Raw genomic sequence first — 15842 nt, 5'->3', positions numbered from 1 at the left:
GCCATTGCTCTTTCTTCAGATTAAATGTGTTTGCCAGTTTTGCGACGGCTGCGCCGCCGGGCGGGAGCAAGCTCCCTCGCCACAATGTCGCTGCGCCCCGGGCAAATCAGGTTACAGATTGCCATCATCCAGCCGATACAGTCCCCATAAGTCCAATTAGCAAGTGGTCCGAGGGGAGTCGTCGCATGTACCGTTGGTTAGCCGAGAATCTTGGAAACGTCAGCGTCAAACGCAAGCTGGGCATCGGTTTCGGCCTGGTGCTGTTGCTCACCCTGCTGATTACCTTTACCGGCTGGACCGGCATGAGCGGCATCATCAGCCGTGGCGATAAACTGGGCTTCATCTCCAGTCTCAATGAGCTGACCAAGGACTTGCGCCTGGCGCGCATGGACTACGACATGCGTCGCGGCGAGCAGGGACCGGGCGCCGTCAATGAATTGCTGGCCAAACTCGAAAGCGGCCTGCAATCGGCGCGCAGCATGATCGAACAACCCGCCGATGCAGCGATGGTCGACCAGCAACTGGCGGCCGTAGCCGCGTACAAGCGCGCGTTTGGGGAAATGACCCAGGCCACCGTGCAACGTGAGGACGCGCGCAACAAGCTGGGTGCAAACGCAGACAATGCCGTGGCCAAGGTCAGCGAAGTCGAAAATGCACTGCTGCAAGGGGACAGCGTCGCGCAGTTCAATGCCGTGATTGAGCTGAGCAAACTGCTGCAGCAAGCGCGCTATCAGGTACGCGGTTACACCTACAGCGGTAAGGCCGAGGCCGAACAACCGGCGCTGACGGCTATCGATAATGCCCTGAAAAACCTCGAAAGCCTGCCGACTCGAGTGCCGGAACAGCACATTGCCAACCTGCAACAAGCCACTGACTCGCTCAAGGCCTACCGCGCCGCAGTCAGCCAATTCCGTGATTCACAGGTGAAGAACGCCGCAGCGCTCGCCAGTATGGCGGCGCAGGGCGACATTCTGATCGCGGTCAGCAAGAAGCTCACCGAATCGCAGACAGTGGTTCGGGACACTGACGCGGCACGCGCCAAGAACCTGCTACTGATCGCCACCGCGCTGGCCTTGGCGTTCGGCTTGCTCGCCGCCTGGGCGATTACCCGGCAGATCATCATTCCGCTGAACCAGACCCTGAAAGTCGCCGAACAAGTGGCCGCTGGCGACCTGACCCACAATCTGGTCTCGCTGCGCCGCGACGAACTCGGTCAGTTGCAACGTTCGATGCAGAGCATGACCCAAGGCTTGCGCGAGTTGATCGGCGGCATCAGCGACGGCGTCACGCAGATCGCCAGCGCCGCCGAAGAGCTGTCGGCGGTCACCGAGCAGACCAGCGCCGGGGTCAACAATCAGAAAATCGAGACCGATCAGGTCGCCACCGCCATGAACGAAATGGCCGCCACCGTGCAGGAAGTCGCGCGCAACGCCGAGGAGGCTTCCGAAGCCGCCGTGGCCGCCGACCAGCAGGCCCGCGAAGGTGACAAGGTGGTTGGTGAAGCCATCGCGCAGATTGAGCGTCTGGCAGTTGAGGTCGGTCATTCGACCGAAGCCATGGGCGAACTCAAGCGCGAAAGCGACAAGATCGGCAGCGTGCTCGACGTGATCAAGTCGGTGGCCCAGCAAACCAACCTGCTGGCGCTCAACGCCGCGATCGAAGCGGCGCGTGCCGGTGAAGCCGGGCGTGGTTTCGCGGTGGTTGCCGATGAAGTGCGCAGCCTCGCCCAGCGCACGCAGAAGTCCACCGAGGAGATCGAAGAGCTGATCGTCGGCCTGCAAACCGGCACCCAGCAAGTGGCAACGATCATGGACAACAGCCGCAGCCTGACCGACAGCAGCGTCGAACTGACCCGCCGTGCCGGTGGCTCGCTGGAAAGCATCACCCGCACCGTGTCGGCGATTCAGGCGATGAACCAGCAGATTGCCGCAGCGGCCGAGCAGCAGAGCGCCGTGGCTGAAGAGATCAACCGTAGCGTGCTGAATGTGCGGGATGTGTCGGATCAGACCTCGGCAGCGAGTGAAGAGACGGCGGCGTCGAGTGTTGAGCTGGCGCGGTTGGGGACGCATCTGCAGACACTGGTGGGGCGGTTCAAGGTTTGAGGTGATCCGAAAACCTCGGTTCGCTCTGAACCGAGGTGGTGCATTCGCGAGCAAGCCCGCTCCCACAGTTGACCTGGTTGTCCATGCGGACGCGGTCAAATGTGGGAGCGGGCTTGCTCGCGAAAGCGGTAGGTCAGACGCTGAAATTAAAGGACCTGACGCAGAAAGGCCTGCGCCCGCGGATCCTTCGGCGCATCAAAAAACTCCGCCGGGGAGGCATCTTCCAGCAGTTTGCCGTGATCGAAGAACAGCACCCGATCCGCCACTTCCCGGGCGAAGCCCATTTCGTGGGTGACGCAGACCATGGTCATGCCTTCCACGGCCAGGTTCTTCATCACATCCAGCACTTCACCGACCATTTCCGGGTCGAGGGCCGAAGTCGGTTCGTCGAACAGCATCACTTTCGGGTCCATCGCCAGCGCCCGGGCAATCGCCACGCGCTGTTGCTGGCCGCCGGACAGGCGTGATGGATATTCCCGAGCCTTCTGCGCAATACCGACCTTCTCCAGCAACGCCAAGGCCTTGGCCTCACTTTCCTTCTGCCCACGCTTGCGCACGACTTTCTGCGCCAGACAGAGGTTTTCCAGCACGGTCATGTGCGGGAACAGGTTGAAATGCTGGAAGACCATGCCGACTTCGCGGCGGTAGGCGTTGACGTCGGTTTTCGGGTCGGCCAGTTGCAGGCCGTCGATGCTCACCGAGCCCGAGTCGAATTCTTCCAGGCCATTGAGGCAACGCAGAAAGGTCGATTTACCCGAGCCGGACGGGCCGATCACCACCAGCACTTCGCCCTTGGCCACCGTAGTAGTGACGTTATCCACAGCCCGGACTACCTGACCACGGGTGTCGAAGACTTTTACCAGATCGCGGACTTCAATCACTTTGCGCGAGCCTCCGCTCAAGACGGCTGGCGATTTTCGACAGCGGCAGGTTAATCAACAGATACAGGCCGGCAACGCAGAATAGAATCTCGAACGGCGAGAACGAGGTGGTGATGACTTCACGGCCGCTTTTCAGCAGCTCGGTGATGGCGATCACCGACACCAGCGAAGTGTCTTTGACCAGACTGATGAACTGCCCGGCCAGCGGCGGCAGCACGCGCTTGAATGCCTGCGGCAGCACCACATGACGCATCGACTGGCCGGCACTCAGACCCAGCGAACGCGCCGCTTCGTTCTGGCCGCGGGCAATCGACTGCACGCCGGAACGGATGATTTCCGCCACGTAGGCGCCGGTGAACAGCGACAGCGCGGCGATCCCGGCGAACTCCCGGGACAGATTCATCACCGTGCCGATGAAGAAATAGAAAATGAAGATCTGCACCAGCAGCGGCGTACCGCGCACCAGTTCGACATAGATCGTCGACAGGTCGCGCAGGGTCGGGTTGCTCGACAGCCGGCACAGCCCGGTGGCCAGACCGATCAGCAGACCCAGCACGCCGGACACCACCGACAGCCAAAGCGTGGTCCACAGGCCCCACAGCAGCGGACCCGCCGCCCAATGCCGCGTCACGCCCACGACGTCGCCTTCGGCCACATCGTCGCCCTGAGCGAATTGCAGGCTGTTTTCGTCGACGGTCAGGTGCTGCTCGTCACCGGCATCGTTGCGCAGGGTGACCTGCGCGCTGCCGCCCTTGCGCACCAGTTCGCTGACGGTGGAAATGTCGGTCGCGCGCTGGGTTTCCTCAGCCTGATAGGCGAAGTACTGCGGCACGCGGTTCCAGCGCCATTCGTAAGACATCAGCGACGTGGCGTAATACAACGCGCCGGCCAGGCCGACCAGCACCAGCACGGTCAGGACGTGCCAGGGCCATTGGGCTTTTTTCTGTTTCATGGGTTTAGCGAAATCCGAAAGTTATGTCGCCGGGGAGGCCGCCTTCGCGGGCAAGTCGAATCGTCGCACCGCCGCTCCCACAGGGAACGCATTCCAATGTGGGAGCGGGCTTGCTCGCGAATGGGGCGACTCGGTCTATCTGACCGGGCTTATTCCATGTCCTTGAGCCACTCGGTGCTCTTGAACCACTTGTCATGGATGCGATCGTAGGTGCCGTCTTCGTGGATTTGGTGCAGGAAGTTGTTGATGAAGTTGATGCTGTCGTAGTCACCCTTCTTCAGACCGAAGGCCAGTGGCTCGTAGGTAAACGGCTTGTCGAGAAACACCAGTTTGCCGGCGCCGACCTTGTTCACTGCAACGACGTTGTACGGCGCGTCGTAGATGAAAGCGTCAGCCTTGCCGTTGACCACATCGAGCACGGCTTCCTGCTCGTTGTCGTAGCCGTGGTACTTGGCTTTGGAGATCAGCTTCTTGGCGACCATCTCGCCGGTGGTGCCGAGCTTGGAGGTGATGCGGTAGTCAGCGGTATTCAGGTCTTTGTAGGACTTGACGGTGCCTTCCAGCTCCTTGCGGATCAGCAGGGTCTGGCCGACCACGATGAACGGTTCGCTGAAGTTCAGGCGCAGGTTGCGTTCCTGGGTCAGGGTCATGCCGCTGCCGATCATGTCGAACTTGTCGGTCATCAGCGCCGGGATGATCCCGTCATAGCCGGTGGAGACCAGCTCCAGTTTGACGCCCATGGCCTTGGTCATGGCTTTGAGGATGTCGACTTCGAAACCGATGATTTCGCCGCGCTTGTTGGTCATTTCGAACGGCATGTAGGTCGGATCCATGCCGACCTTCAACGAGCCACGCTTGACCGCGTCGTCGATTGCGCCGGCCTGCGCCGCATTGACTGCAACCAGTGCCGTGACGCCGACCAGCAGCATCGACAGATACTTCTTCATCTTCAAGTCCCCAAAACATTGCGTTTGCGGCGCGAAAACCGACAGAAATGGACAAGATTGTCCGGGTGCGCCAATTCGGGGACGGATGCTAACGCACTCGATTTTTTGCACAAGGTTTAATAGGCGATTTGTTTAACATTCAAGATTTACCCCCTCACCCCAACCCTCTCCCCCAAGGGGGGCGAGGGGGAAAGGGAGCCGATCTCTGTAAATTTCAAATCTGAGTTCGACCGAGATCTGTCAGGTCGATGTATTTCGAGAGAACAACTCATTCAGTCCCCTCTCCCTCCGGGAGAGGGCTAGGGTGAGGGGCTTTTCGGCAGGCAAAAAAAACCCCGCTTTCGCGGGGTTTCTTCATCAGGCCGGTTGCGCCTGCAAGCTCACCGGCTTGAGCGGCAGCAGCGGCGCGTGGGGATCGGCTTTCACCGAAGCCCGCCATGCGTCCAGCCACTCGGCGTGGCCTTCAGCCCACACCTGCTCGTGCAGACGGGCAAGAGCCACCGGATCGCTCAGCAGTTGCAGGCGATCATGGTTGTTCAGCCCGGCCGGGCCGACCTTGATCGCGTGACGCACACGTTCCTGGCGCAGCCATTCGATCGGCTCGGCCTGACCGTGACGCGAGGTCGCCAGCGAGCACGCCAGGGCGTTTTGCTGCGGATCGACCACGGCGCGGATGAAGCCGTCGTTCAGTGCATGCCAGCGGTTTTCGTGGGTGTACTGGTCGGTCGCCAGCAGCGCCTGTGGCGGATTGTATTCCTCGGGGATGAGGAACAGGCTCTCGTCACGGGATTTGAGGCCCAGACCGACACGGCTGGAAATCACCGATACCGGAATCGACAGCATCAGCGAACCGACGATCGGCACCAACCACCACAGGAAGCTCGGGTTCAGCCAGATCACCAGCAGTGCCCAGCAGAAGCCCAGCAGGGTCTGCGGACCGTGGCGCTTGACCGCCTCGCTCCATGGCGTGGAGTCGTCGTCACGCTGCGGCGAGTTCCAGGTCGCGGCCCAGCCGAGGAACGCGGCGAGGACGAAACGGGTGTGGAAAATCATCCGCACCGGCGCCAGCAGCATGGAGAACAGCATCTCCAGCAGCATCGACAGGGTCACCTTGAACTTGCCGCCGAACTCTTTCGCGCCCTTGGCCCAGATCAGGATGATGCTCAAAAGCTTCGGCAGGAACAGCAGCACGATGGTGGTCGAGAACAGCGCGATCGCCTTGTCCGGGTGCCATTGTGGCCACAGCGGATAGAGCTGACGCGGTTCCAGGAAGTACTGCGGCTCCATCAGTGTGTTCACCGCCAGCAGCGCGGTCGACAGCACCAGGAAGAAGAACCACAACGGCGCCGACAGATACGACATCACGCCGGTGAGGAACACCGCGCGGTGCACCGGGTGCATACCTTTGACCAGAAACAGACGGAAGTTCATCAGGTTGCCGTGGCACCAGCGACGGTCACGCTTGAGCTCGTCGAGCAGGTTCGGCGGCAGTTCTTCGTAGCTGCCCGGCAGATCGTAGGCAATCCACACGCCCCAGCCGGCACGGCGCATCAGCGCAGCTTCAACGAAGTCGTGAGAGAGAATCGCACCGGAGAACGCACCCTTGCCCGGCAACGGCGCCAGGGCGCAGTGGTCGATGAACGGCTTCATGCGGATGATCGCGTTGTGACCCCAGTAGTGGGATTCACCCAGCTGCCAGAAGTGCAGGCCGGCGGTGAACAGCGGACCGTACACGCGAGTGGCGAACTGCTGCATGCGTGCATACAGCGTGTCCATGCCCGAAGCGCGCGGCGCAGTCTGGATGATACCGGCGTCCGGCGTGGCCTCCATCAGGCGCACCAGACTGGTCAGGCACTCGCCGCTCATCACCGAGTCGGCGTCGAGCACGACCATGTACTTGTAGTCACCGCCCCAGCGACGGCAGAAGTCGTCGAGGTTGCCGCTCTTGCGTTTGACGCGACGGCGACGGCGGCGATAGAAGATCTTGCCGAAACCCTTGGCTTCGCGGCAGACGTCCAGCCAGGCCTGCTGCTCGGCAACGCAGATGTCGGTGTCGTTACTGTCGCTGAGGACGAAGAAGTCGAAACGGTCCAGGTCACCGGTAGCGGCGACCGACTCGAAGGTCGCGCGCAGACCGGCGAACACCCGAGACACGTCTTCGTTGCAGATCGGCATCACCAGTGCGGTGCGGGCGTCTTTCGGAATCGGCTCGTTGCCGGCACTTTTACCGGAGATCCGGTATTTATCGTGGCCGGTGAGCAATTCGAGGAAGCCCATCAGCGCGGTCCAGAAACCGGCCGACACCCAGCAGAACAGAATCCCGAACATGATCAGAATGCTGGTTTGCAGCGCATACGGCAGCACTTGCGTGGCGGTTTGCAGCAGCGGTTGATGCAGGACTTCTTCCAGATCGACGAACGACCAGCCCTGGTACGGCATGATGCCTTTCATGTACCAGCCGGCGACGATGGTCTGGCCGAGCATCAGCAGCAACAGAATGTAGCGGCGGATCGAACCGACAGTGCGCCAGCGCGCGGCCGGCAACACGTTCGCATCTTTCGGCGGCTGTGGCGGGTTGGTGCGCCCGGTCAGGCGGCGCCAGCCACGCACCAGAATATTGGTGCGCCATGGCTCCGGCACGACTTTGGTCCGACGGATGGGCGGCGTCGCCTTCATGCTGACCCGACCGCTGGCGTCGAGCACCAGCATTTCCGCCTCTTCCAGCTCCTCGGCGGTGCTCAGGGTCAGGCGCTTGCCCACCGAAGCCTGGGCGGCTTCGGCAGGCGCGTCGAACGTCGGCGACGACAGGCGCTGGTGCAGTTCGCTGAAGGACTGGCAGCCCGCGAGTTCCGCGCGCTGCTCGTCGGTCATCGGCAGATGCGCCAGATACTCGGACAGAGTCTCTGGCTGTACTTGAGAGTTACTCATCGGCAGGCAACTGATAGCTCCAGGTCTCGGTCAGGACTTCTTCAGTCGGTGCCGATTCCGGTGTGGCTGGGGCCGCGTTGGCAGCGGTTGGCTGCTTGGCGTCTTTGTTGGCCTTGTCCTTGGCATCTGCGGCTGGCTTGGCGTCGGCCTGTTTGGCCTCGGCTGCCTTGGCTTCCTTCTCGATCTTCTCTTGCTGCTTGGCCGCGACCTTGTCCGCCTTGGCCACCGACGAATTCGACGCCGGTACCGAAGACTTGGCCAGATCAGCGGTGACCACTGGCTGAACCAGGGCGGCACGCATCTCGGTGGACTTGCTCGCGTCCTTGATCTTCATCCGCAGGGTCAGGCGCCAGCCCTTGGTTTCCGGGTTGTAACGCACGCTGTTCTCGACCAGTTCGGCGTTGTCGCCAACGCTGACCTGACTGCGCACGTCGGCATCCGGGGCCAGAGCCGCCAACGACGGGCCTTCGAAGTCGACCAGGTAGGCGACGCTGCCATCCGGCTGACGGATCAGGTTCGACTGCTTGACGTCACCGGTCGAACGCAGGGTCTGCTTGACCCAGGCGCTGTCGGGGGCGTGAAGCGCTGCTTCGTCCATGGTCCAGTGCAGGCGGTAGGCGAAGTCCAGCGGCTTGCCTGGCTCCGGCATGGTTTCCGGGCTCCAGAACGCAACGATGTTGTCGTTGGTTTCGTCAGCGGTCGGAATCTCTACCAGATCAACGGTACCCTTGCCCCACTCGCCCTTCGGCTCGATCCAGGCGCTTGGGCGCTTGTCGTAACGGTCGTCGAGGTCTTCGTAGTGGCTGAAGTCGCGACCACGCTGCAGCAGACCGAAACCACGCGGGTTCTCGACGCTGAAGTTGCTCACGGCCAGGTGTTTCGGATTGTTCAGCGGACGCCAGATCCACTCGCCGTTGCCGGCATGGATCGACAGACCGCTGGAGTCGTGCAGTTCACGACGGTAGTTGAGGACTTTCGACGGCTGGTTGGCGCCGAACAGGAACATGCTGGTCAACGGCGCGATGCCCAGTTTGCCGACTTTGTCACGCAGGAACATCTGCGCCTTGACGTCGACAATGGTGTCGCTGCCCGGACGCAGGATCAGGCGGTAGGCACCAGTGGCGCGCGGCGAATCAAGCAGGGCGAAGATCACCAGATGCTTGTCGCCCGGCTTCGGCTGCTGAATCCAGAACTCGCGGAAACGCGGGAATTCTTCGCCCGACGGCAGTGCGGTGTCGATCGCCAGACCACGGGCCGACAGACCGTAAGTGTGCCCCTTGCCGACGACGCGGAAGTAGCTCGCGCCGAGCATGGTCATGATTTCGTCTTGCTTGTCGGCCTTGTTGATCGGGTACAGCACACGGAAACCGGCGTAGCCCAGTTGTTCAGTGGCCTTCGGATCGAACTTGAGGTCGCCGAAATCGAAGCGGGTCGGATCGTATTTGATCTCTTCGACGGTGTTCGCCGTGATTTCGTTGATTTTCACCGGCGTGTCGAAGTGCATGCCCTGGTGATAGAAGGACAGCTTGAACGGCGTCTTCTGATCAGCCCACTCAGCCTTTTCGGTGAGGAAGCGGATTTTCTGATAATCCGCGAACTTCATGTCGCGGAATTCGTTCGGCAGGTTGCTGCGCGGGGCTTCGAACTTCTGCCCGGCCAGCTCTTTAGCCTTGGCTGATACATCGTCAAGATTGAACGCCCAAAGCTGGCCGGCGCTGAGCAGGCACAGGAGCGCCGAACCCGCTACCAGGGCACTTCGCATGCGTTTGGCAGACATTTTTGCTGCATTACAGGGACTAACAATCACGAGCAACCCTCGCCGAAAACAGATCAAAAAACCAACGGCCAGCTATCTATATGCCAGGTTGGCGAGCATTGTTCCGACTCCGCTGGGGCAAAATGATTCCCCAATCGGATCCAGACAAGTCTCTACCTAAGTCAAAAATGGAACAGCGAACGCTGATCCCCATAGCGCGCGATTATCTAGTAGCCCGCGTGACAACGCATCAGGGGTAACAAAGTATTTATCGCGAAAAACGCCTGTTTTCAGTCGAAAAGCCCTTGAAAAGATGTTTCAAGCGCTTTCATGTCTGTAACAGGAAGGTTACCGGGCCATCGTTGACCAGGTGCACCTGCATATCCGCGCCGAATCTACCTGATGCCACAGTGCCATGCATCTGTTTCGCTTTGCTTAATAGATAGTCGAACAATTCCTCGCCCAATGCCGGAGGGGCCGCGGTCGAGAAACTCGGGCGCAGCCCGCTCTTGGTGTCGGCAGCGAGGGTGAACTGAGAGACCAGCAGCAACCCGCCGCCCACATCCGCCAAGGACAGATTCATCTTGCCCTCAGCGTCACTGAATACCCGATAGTTAAGCAGCTTATGCAGAAGTTTGTCGGCGCTGGTACGGGTGTCGTCGGGTTCGACCGCCACCAGCACCAGCAAACCCTGATCCACCGCGCCGACTATCTCTCCCGCGACTTCGACCCGTGCACCGCGCACGCGCTGTAACAGCCCCTTCATGCTTCTTCGGGCGGCAGGTCGAGCAGGCGACGGGCCATATTGCTTGCGGCCCGCACCAGCGCATCGGTGATGCCCGGCTCGGAGGCCGCGTGACCGGCGTCGCGAATCACCTGCAGCTCGCTGTTCGGCCAGGCCTGATGCAGTTCCCAGGCGTTGTCCAGCGGGCAGATCACGTCGTAGCGACCGTGAATGATCACCCCTGGCAGATGGGCAATCTTGCCCATGTCGCGTATCAACTGATTCGGCTCAAGGAACGCGTTGTTGGTGAAGTAGTGACACTCGATCCGCGCGATCGACAGGGCACGCTGCGGCTCGGAGAAACGGTCGACCACCAGCGGGTTCGGCCGCAGGGTCGCGGTGCGCCCTTCCCACGTCGACCAGGCTTTGGCCGCGTGCATCTGCGCGATCTGATCGTTACCGACCAGACGCTTGTGGAAGGCGCTGAGCAGATCGTCGCGCTCGTCCAGCGGAATCGGCGCGATGTAGTCCTGCCAGTAATCAGGAAACAGACGGCTGGCACCAGCCTGATAGAACCACTCGATTTCCTGCGGACGGCAGAGAAAGATCCCACGCAGGATCAGACCATGTACGCGCTCCGGGTGGGTTTGCGCGTAGGCCAGCGCCAGGGTCGAGCCCCACGAACCGCCAAACAGCACCCATTTGTCGATGCCCAAGTGCTTGCGGATACGCTCGAGGTCGGCGACCAGATCCCAGGTGGTGTTGTTTTCCAGGCTGGCGTGCGGGGTGGAGCGTCCGCAGCCGCGCTGGTCGAAGGTGACAATGCGATACAGGTTCGGGTCGAAATAGCGACGGCTCTGCGCGTCACAACCGGCACCCGGGCCGCCGTGGATGAACACCACTGGCAAGCCTTCCGGCGAACCGCTTTCGTCGACGTACAGCGTGTGGGTGTCATCGACAGCCAGATCGTGCCGGGCATGGGGTTTGATCTGCGGAAACAATGTCTGCATTGCGTGCTCCGTAAGGGGTCGAGGTCATCCCTGGGGGGACTTTCTATTATTCTGCCGTCCGGCATCATAAACCCGATTTACGTCAATGAGCATGCCCGTACGCAGTCACAATTTTTCTGCTGCATACAAAACCTGTGGGAGCGGGCTTGCTCGCGAAAGCGCTATGTCATTCAACGCATATGTTGCCTGACGCGCCGCCTTCGCGAGCAAGCCCGCTCCCACAGTGGGTTATGCGGAGTAGTGAGACTCTGCCCAGGCCAGATAGCCCTGCAGCAGCTCCTTGAGCACCACCCGCGTCGGCTCCGCCAGGTCGGCGCGGTAGCGGAACGGTACGAACTCTTCCATGTAGGTGCTCTGGCACAGCTCCAGTTGCACGGCGTGGATGTTCTCGGCCGGGTTGCCGTAATGGCGGGTGATATGGCCGCCCTTGAAGCGTCCGTTGAGCACGTGGCTGAAGTTGCCGTGACGGGCGCAAATGGCATCCAGTTGCGTCGCCAGTTGTGGATCGCAACTGGCGCCGTTGAAGGTGCCGAGGTTGAAATCCGGCAGTTTGCCGTCGAACAGGTGCGGGATGATCGAGCGGATCGAGTGCGCGTCGAACAGCAGCGCATAGCCGAACTCGGCCTTCAGCCGCGCCAGTTCTTGTTGGAGGGTGCGGTGGTACGGCGTCCAGATCTGTTCCAGATAGGTCGCGCGCTCCGCTTTGGAGGGCTCCAGCCCTTCGCGGAACAACGGAATGCCATCGAACAGCGTCGCCGGGTACAGCCCGGTTGTGGCGCCGGCATACAACGGCTTGTCATCGGACGGACGGTTGAGGTCGATGACGAACCGCGAGTATTCGGCGGCCAACGTGCTGGCGCCCAACTCCTCGGCGAAATCATAGAGCTGCGGAATGTGCCAGTCGGTGTCCGGCAGGCTTTGCGCGTCGGCGATCAGCCCGGCTTCGACCGCAGGCGTCAGGCGCACGCCGGCATGCGGCATGCTGATCAGCAGCGGTACGCGACCTTGTTTGAAACTCAGAACCTTATCCACAACCGCTCTCCTACAGACTTGATTCGACGCCGTGACGCACGACGCGTTTGTCCAGATCACCACCGAGCCAATAGGCCAGATCCGCCGGACGATCGATGTGCCAGGCGACGAAATCCGCGACCTTGCCGATTTCCAGCGAACCGTGGGTGTCAGCCATCCCCAACGCTTGCGCGGCATGAATGGTCGCGCCGGCCAGGGCTTCTTCCGGGGTCATGCGGAAACAGGTGCAGGCCATGTTCAGCATCAGGCGCAGCGACAGCGCCGGCGAGGTGCCGGGGTTGAGGTCGCTGGCGATGGCGATCTTGACCTTGTGTTTGCGCAGGGCGTCCATCGGCGGCAGCTGGGTTTCGCGCAGGAAGTAGAATGCCCCCGGCAGCAGCACGGCGACGGTGTCGGATTTGGCCATGGCGATGGCGTCGTCTTCGTCCATGAACTCCAGATGATCGGCGGACAACGCGTGATACCGCGCGGCCAGACTGGAGCCGTGCAGCGACGACAATTGCTCGGCGTGCAGCTTCACCGGCAGACCGAGTTTCTGTGCGGTGATGAACACCCGCTCGACCTGCTCCGGCGAGAACGCCAGGTACTCGCAGAACGCATCCACCGCATCCACCAGCCCTTCGGCCGCCAATGCCGGGAGCATCTCGGCGCAGATGTGCTCGATGTAGTCGTCAGCGCGATCCTTGTACTCCGGCGGCAGCGCGTGGGCGGCGAGGCAGGTGCTGCGCACGCTGATCGGCAGCGCCTTGGCCAGGCGACGGATGACCCGCAGGATCTTGCGTTCGCTGGCCAGGTCCAGACCGTAGCCGGACTTCATCTCGACCGTGGTCACGCCGTCGCGCATCAGGCTTTTCAGACGCTTGGCGGCGCTGGCGAACAGCTCATCTTCGCTCGCTTCACGGGTGGCGCGCACAGTGCTGGCAATGCCGCCGCCCTGCGCCGCGATCTCGGCGTAGCTGACACCTTGCAGACGCTTCTCGAATTCGCCGCTGCGGTTGCCGCCGAACACCGTGTGGGTGTGGCAGTCGATCAGGCCCGGGGTCACCCACGCGCCTTGCAGATCATTGACCGCCGGGTATTCACCGGACGGCAGCAGATTGCGCGGACCGATCCACTCGATGTGCGCACCGGACGTCACAATGGCCGCATCCTCGATGATCGAGTAGACGCCCTGCGCCATGGTTGCGACGTGGCAGTGTTGCCAGAGGGTTTTCATCCCAAGTCCTCGTCTTGTTCAAAATCGATTCGCGAGCAAGCCCGCTCCCACAGTTGAAATGCGTTCCCCTGTGGGAGCGGGCTTGCTCGCGAAGAGGCCCGGGAACTCACCTGTCAAGCCCGAGCCGTACGCGCCTCCTCCGCTACCAGCTCATCCTGACGAACAAACCGGTTAGCCCGCCCAAACGTGCCGAAATCATTGAACCGCACGCCCATCTCGCGCATCACCTTATGTGCCACCGGCACGGTCATCTGCCGGATGTAAAACGGCTCCTTCACCACAAAATGGTGAATCCCGTGGCTGCTGCCGAAGTTGAAGCAGAACGCCTGCAACGGCCACAACCACCAAGGGTTCAACACCTGGCATTGCTGCAGCACATTGCCCGCCTCGATGTCGCCGTAGTAATGCATGTTCGAGCTGATGAAGTGCAGGCAAAAGGTGCGCAGCACGTTCGGGCCGATGATCACCACTGCCGCGATGTCGATCACCTGCATCACCGACAGCGTGGTCGCCGACCATTCAATCGGCGAACCCATGAGGTAGGCAATGCCATTCGCCGCATGGAAGCCGAGAAACACGTACCACGCCCCCCAATGCACCAGAGCCAGTGGCGCATAGACCTTCAGCGTGCGTTTGATGAGGTTGATTTTGTGCGCCCAGGTCTTGGCCCGCAACATGCGGATGAACGCCGACATCACGTTGTCGCCGACCATCAGCAGCCGCGCAAATCCCCATGGCTCGCCATTGGTGATCGCCCGCTCCTCCATGTCGGTTTCGGTACCGGAGACCTTGTGGTGATTGAGGTGCAGGTGGCGGCGGATCCACGGATTGATCGTGCTCGGCCGCGCCAGCCACACCAGGCCCATCATCAGGTTGTGCGGCAGCCGTTGTTTGCGGAAATACATGCTGTGGATCAGGTCGTGTTCCAGCTCATGGGTCAAGGAGGCGAAAAACGCATTCAGCAGCAGGCACACCCACCACGCCATATGGCCAGTGATGTACAGCGCCGCCGAGCCGATCATCCCGGCCAGGGCGAAGGCCAGAATGCCCGCGCCGAGGGCATCCTGATGCCGCAAAATCGGGTAGCGCTGACGCAACTCGACGCCCTTGGCCAGCACCACTTCACGAATATGCGCTGATCGCTGAGCCGCATTGTGTCGTTGGGGACTTGCAGAAGTACCGTCCATGCTTCCATCCTCTGTTTATGGATGTTCGCATCGTGCCTCGTCAGGCCCTGTATCGCGGTAGCCGAGAACGCCAACCTGTTGACCGGAAGCGCCAATCAGCATGAAGGAACCGACCTCGCTCGCCAGCTGGACCCGTGCCTTGCGCAAGCAACTCGATGCGCTGGGGCTGGACAGTATCGGCCTGTGTCAACAGGCCGGGCTCGATCCGCAGTTGATGGACGACCCGAATGCGCGCTATCCGTTGTCCGGCACCACGCGCCTGTGGCAACTGGCGGTGCAGTTCAGCGGGGATCCGGCGATCGGTCTGCGAGTGTCGCGCTTCGTCAGCCCGACCACGTTCCATGCGCTCGGTTACGCGCTGGTGGCCAGCGGCAGCCTGCGTGAGGTGTTCGAGCGCATCGTGCGTTATCACCCGGTGGTCAGCGATGCGCTGGAACTGGAGCTGAGCCGCAGCGATGACCGCTATCTGTTTCGCCTGAAAATTCCGTCAGGCAATCCGGCGCCGGCCTTCGAAGCCATCGACGCGTTTGCCGCGATCTACGTACGCACCTGCCGTAATCGCCTCGGTCGCGACTACGCGCCGCTGGCGGTGTACCTGCGCCGCCCGGAACCGTCCGATGCGCATCAGTGGCACAAAGTGTTCCGCGCTCCGGTGCATTTTTCCTGCGCCGAAGATCGCCTGGAATTCGCCCTCGCCGACTTCGACAGCCACCTCGACGACGCCAACCCGGAACTGGCCGAACACAACGAAACCGTGCTCAAGCGCACCCTGGCCCAGCTCCAACCGCTGACCTGGGAGCGCAAGGTGCGCGACGCCATCGAAGAACAACTGCCCGAAGGCGAACCCAGCGCCGAACGCATCGCCCAGGCCTTGCACCTGAGCCTGCGCAGCCTGCAACGGCATCTGGCGGATGAGGGCTGTCGCTTCGACACGCTGCTCAACGAAAGCCGCGAAAACCTCGCGCTGCTGCACCTGCGCGACCCGCAGTGTTCGTTGAGTGAAGTCAGTTATCTGCTGGGGTTTGCCGACACCAGCAGCTTCAGCCGCGCGTTCAAGCGCTGGACCGGGATGACGCCGGGGCAGTTTCGCGATCAGTTGCGCTGAAC

The 15842-nt window shown here is 61.6% G+C and carries 12 protein-coding genes and 1 pseudogene; 3 read left to right on the top strand and 10 right to left on the bottom strand.

Features of this window, described 5'->3' with window-relative positions; genetic code table 11:
- Nucleotides 1-185: 185 nt before the first annotated feature.
- Both AC1RBR_RS02035 and AC1RBR_RS02030 read left to right on the top strand, forming a co-directional pair.
- Nucleotides 186-1247 (top strand): annotated as a pseudogene (locus tag AC1RBR_RS02035) (methyl-accepting chemotaxis protein); the annotation flags it as partial.
- Nucleotides 1230-2102, top strand: a complete 873-nt coding sequence (locus AC1RBR_RS02030; RefSeq protein ID WP_371917875.1) for a methyl-accepting chemotaxis protein — start codon at nt 1230-1232, stop codon at nt 2100-2102. The pseudogene AC1RBR_RS02035 and the gene AC1RBR_RS02030, both read left to right, overlap by 18 nt.
- 146 nt (nt 2103-2248) lie before the next feature.
- On the opposite strand, the gene AC1RBR_RS02025 is transcribed toward AC1RBR_RS02030, so the two are convergent.
- From AC1RBR_RS02025 to AC1RBR_RS01980, 10 genes are all read right to left on the bottom strand, one after another.
- Nucleotides 2249-2983: an amino acid ABC transporter ATP-binding protein gene (locus AC1RBR_RS02025; RefSeq protein WP_095137988.1), complete on the bottom strand. Its 735-nt coding sequence runs from the start codon at nt 2981-2983 to the stop codon at nt 2249-2251.
- Entirely contained in the window at nt 2976-3935 is a 960-nt protein-coding gene (locus AC1RBR_RS02020; protein WP_007952431.1) for an amino acid ABC transporter permease, read from the bottom strand. Before AC1RBR_RS02020 ends, AC1RBR_RS02025 begins: the two co-directional genes overlap by 8 nt.
- 149 nt (nt 3936-4084) lie before the next feature.
- Complete coding sequence (locus AC1RBR_RS02015) at nt 4085-4882, bottom strand: transporter substrate-binding domain-containing protein (RefSeq protein WP_085648005.1); 798 nt, start codon at nt 4880-4882, stop codon at nt 4085-4087.
- A gap of 357 nt (nt 4883-5239) precedes the next feature.
- Nucleotides 5240-7810 carry a glucans biosynthesis glucosyltransferase MdoH gene (mdoH, locus tag AC1RBR_RS02010; RefSeq protein WP_492562741.1) on the bottom strand — a complete coding sequence of 857 codons (2571 nt, stop codon included), beginning with the start codon at nt 7808-7810 and terminating at the stop codon, nt 5240-5242.
- Nucleotides 7803-9587 carry a glucan biosynthesis protein G gene (locus AC1RBR_RS02005; protein WP_166496377.1) on the bottom strand — a complete coding sequence of 595 codons (1785 nt, stop codon included), beginning with the start codon at nt 9585-9587 and terminating at the stop codon, nt 7803-7805. The genes mdoH and AC1RBR_RS02005 overlap by 8 nt, the downstream gene beginning before the upstream one ends.
- Nucleotides 9588-9894: 307 nt before the next feature.
- Entirely contained in the window at nt 9895-10332 is a 438-nt protein-coding gene (gene dtd / locus AC1RBR_RS02000; protein ID WP_003220826.1) for a D-aminoacyl-tRNA deacylase, read from the bottom strand.
- Nucleotides 10329-11300 carry a prolyl aminopeptidase gene (pip, locus tag AC1RBR_RS01995; RefSeq protein ID WP_003220824.1) on the bottom strand — a complete coding sequence of 324 codons (972 nt, stop codon included), beginning with the start codon at nt 11298-11300 and terminating at the stop codon, nt 10329-10331. The genes dtd and pip overlap by 4 nt, the downstream gene beginning before the upstream one ends.
- A gap of 228 nt (nt 11301-11528) precedes the next feature.
- Nucleotides 11529-12332 (bottom strand): N-formylglutamate deformylase, encoded by an 804-nt coding sequence (gene hutG / locus AC1RBR_RS01990; RefSeq protein WP_492562738.1) that lies wholly within the window; start codon nt 12330-12332, stop codon nt 11529-11531.
- A 10-nt stretch (nt 12333-12342) separates the two neighbouring features.
- The gene (hutI, locus tag AC1RBR_RS01985) at nt 12343-13548 is read right to left on the bottom strand and encodes an imidazolonepropionase (protein ID WP_492562736.1); all 1206 of its coding nucleotides are present in this window, start codon (nt 13546-13548) and stop codon (nt 12343-12345) included.
- Between the two features lie 113 nt (nt 13549-13661).
- Nucleotides 13662-14735 carry a fatty acid desaturase gene (locus AC1RBR_RS01980; protein WP_492562735.1) on the bottom strand — a complete coding sequence of 358 codons (1074 nt, stop codon included), beginning with the start codon at nt 14733-14735 and terminating at the stop codon, nt 13662-13664.
- Between the two features lie 100 nt (nt 14736-14835).
- On the opposite strand from AC1RBR_RS01980, the gene AC1RBR_RS01975 reads away from it, so the two are divergent.
- The gene (locus AC1RBR_RS01975; protein WP_492562734.1) at nt 14836-15840 is read left to right on the top strand and encodes an AraC family transcriptional regulator; all 1005 of its coding nucleotides are present in this window, start codon (nt 14836-14838) and stop codon (nt 15838-15840) included.
- The last annotated feature ends 2 nt before the right edge of the window (nt 15841-15842 follow it).

The sequence above is a fragment of the Pseudomonas sp. GW823-FHT01D03 genome (assembly GCF_058798255.1).
The sequence above is the reverse complement of the archived record's forward strand: the minus strand, read 5'-3'. Positions and strand labels throughout refer to the sequence as shown.

Bases quoted from the DNA above. Each gene is read 5' to 3' on its own strand.
- AC1RBR_RS02030 (WP_371917875.1), top strand. From the start codon at position 1,230: ATGCAGAGCATGACCCAAGGCTTGCGCGAGTTGATCGGCGGCATCAGC.
- AC1RBR_RS02020 (WP_007952431.1), bottom strand. From the start codon at position 3,935: ATGAAACAGAAAAAAGCCCAATGGCCCTGGCACGTCCTGACCGTGCTG.
- AC1RBR_RS02015 (WP_085648005.1), bottom strand. From the start codon at position 4,882: ATGAAGAAGTATCTGTCGATGCTGCTGGTCGGCGTCACGGCACTGGTT.
- mdoH (WP_492562741.1), bottom strand. From the start codon at position 7,810: ATGAGTAACTCTCAAGTACAGCCAGAGACTCTGTCCGAGTATCTGGCG.
- AC1RBR_RS02005 (WP_166496377.1), bottom strand. From the start codon at position 9,587: ATGTCTGCCAAACGCATGCGAAGTGCCCTGGTAGCGGGTTCGGCGCTC.
- dtd (WP_003220826.1), bottom strand. From the start codon at position 10,332: ATGAAGGGGCTGTTACAGCGCGTGCGCGGTGCACGGGTCGAAGTCGCG.
- pip (WP_003220824.1), bottom strand. From the start codon at position 11,300: ATGCAGACATTGTTTCCGCAGATCAAACCCCATGCCCGGCACGATCTG.
- hutI (WP_492562736.1), bottom strand. From the start codon at position 13,548: ATGAAAACCCTCTGGCAACACTGCCACGTCGCAACCATGGCGCAGGGC.
- AC1RBR_RS01980 (WP_492562735.1), bottom strand. From the start codon at position 14,735: ATGGACGGTACTTCTGCAAGTCCCCAACGACACAATGCGGCTCAGCGA.
- AC1RBR_RS01975 (WP_492562734.1), top strand. From the start codon at position 14,836: ATGAAGGAACCGACCTCGCTCGCCAGCTGGACCCGTGCCTTGCGCAAG.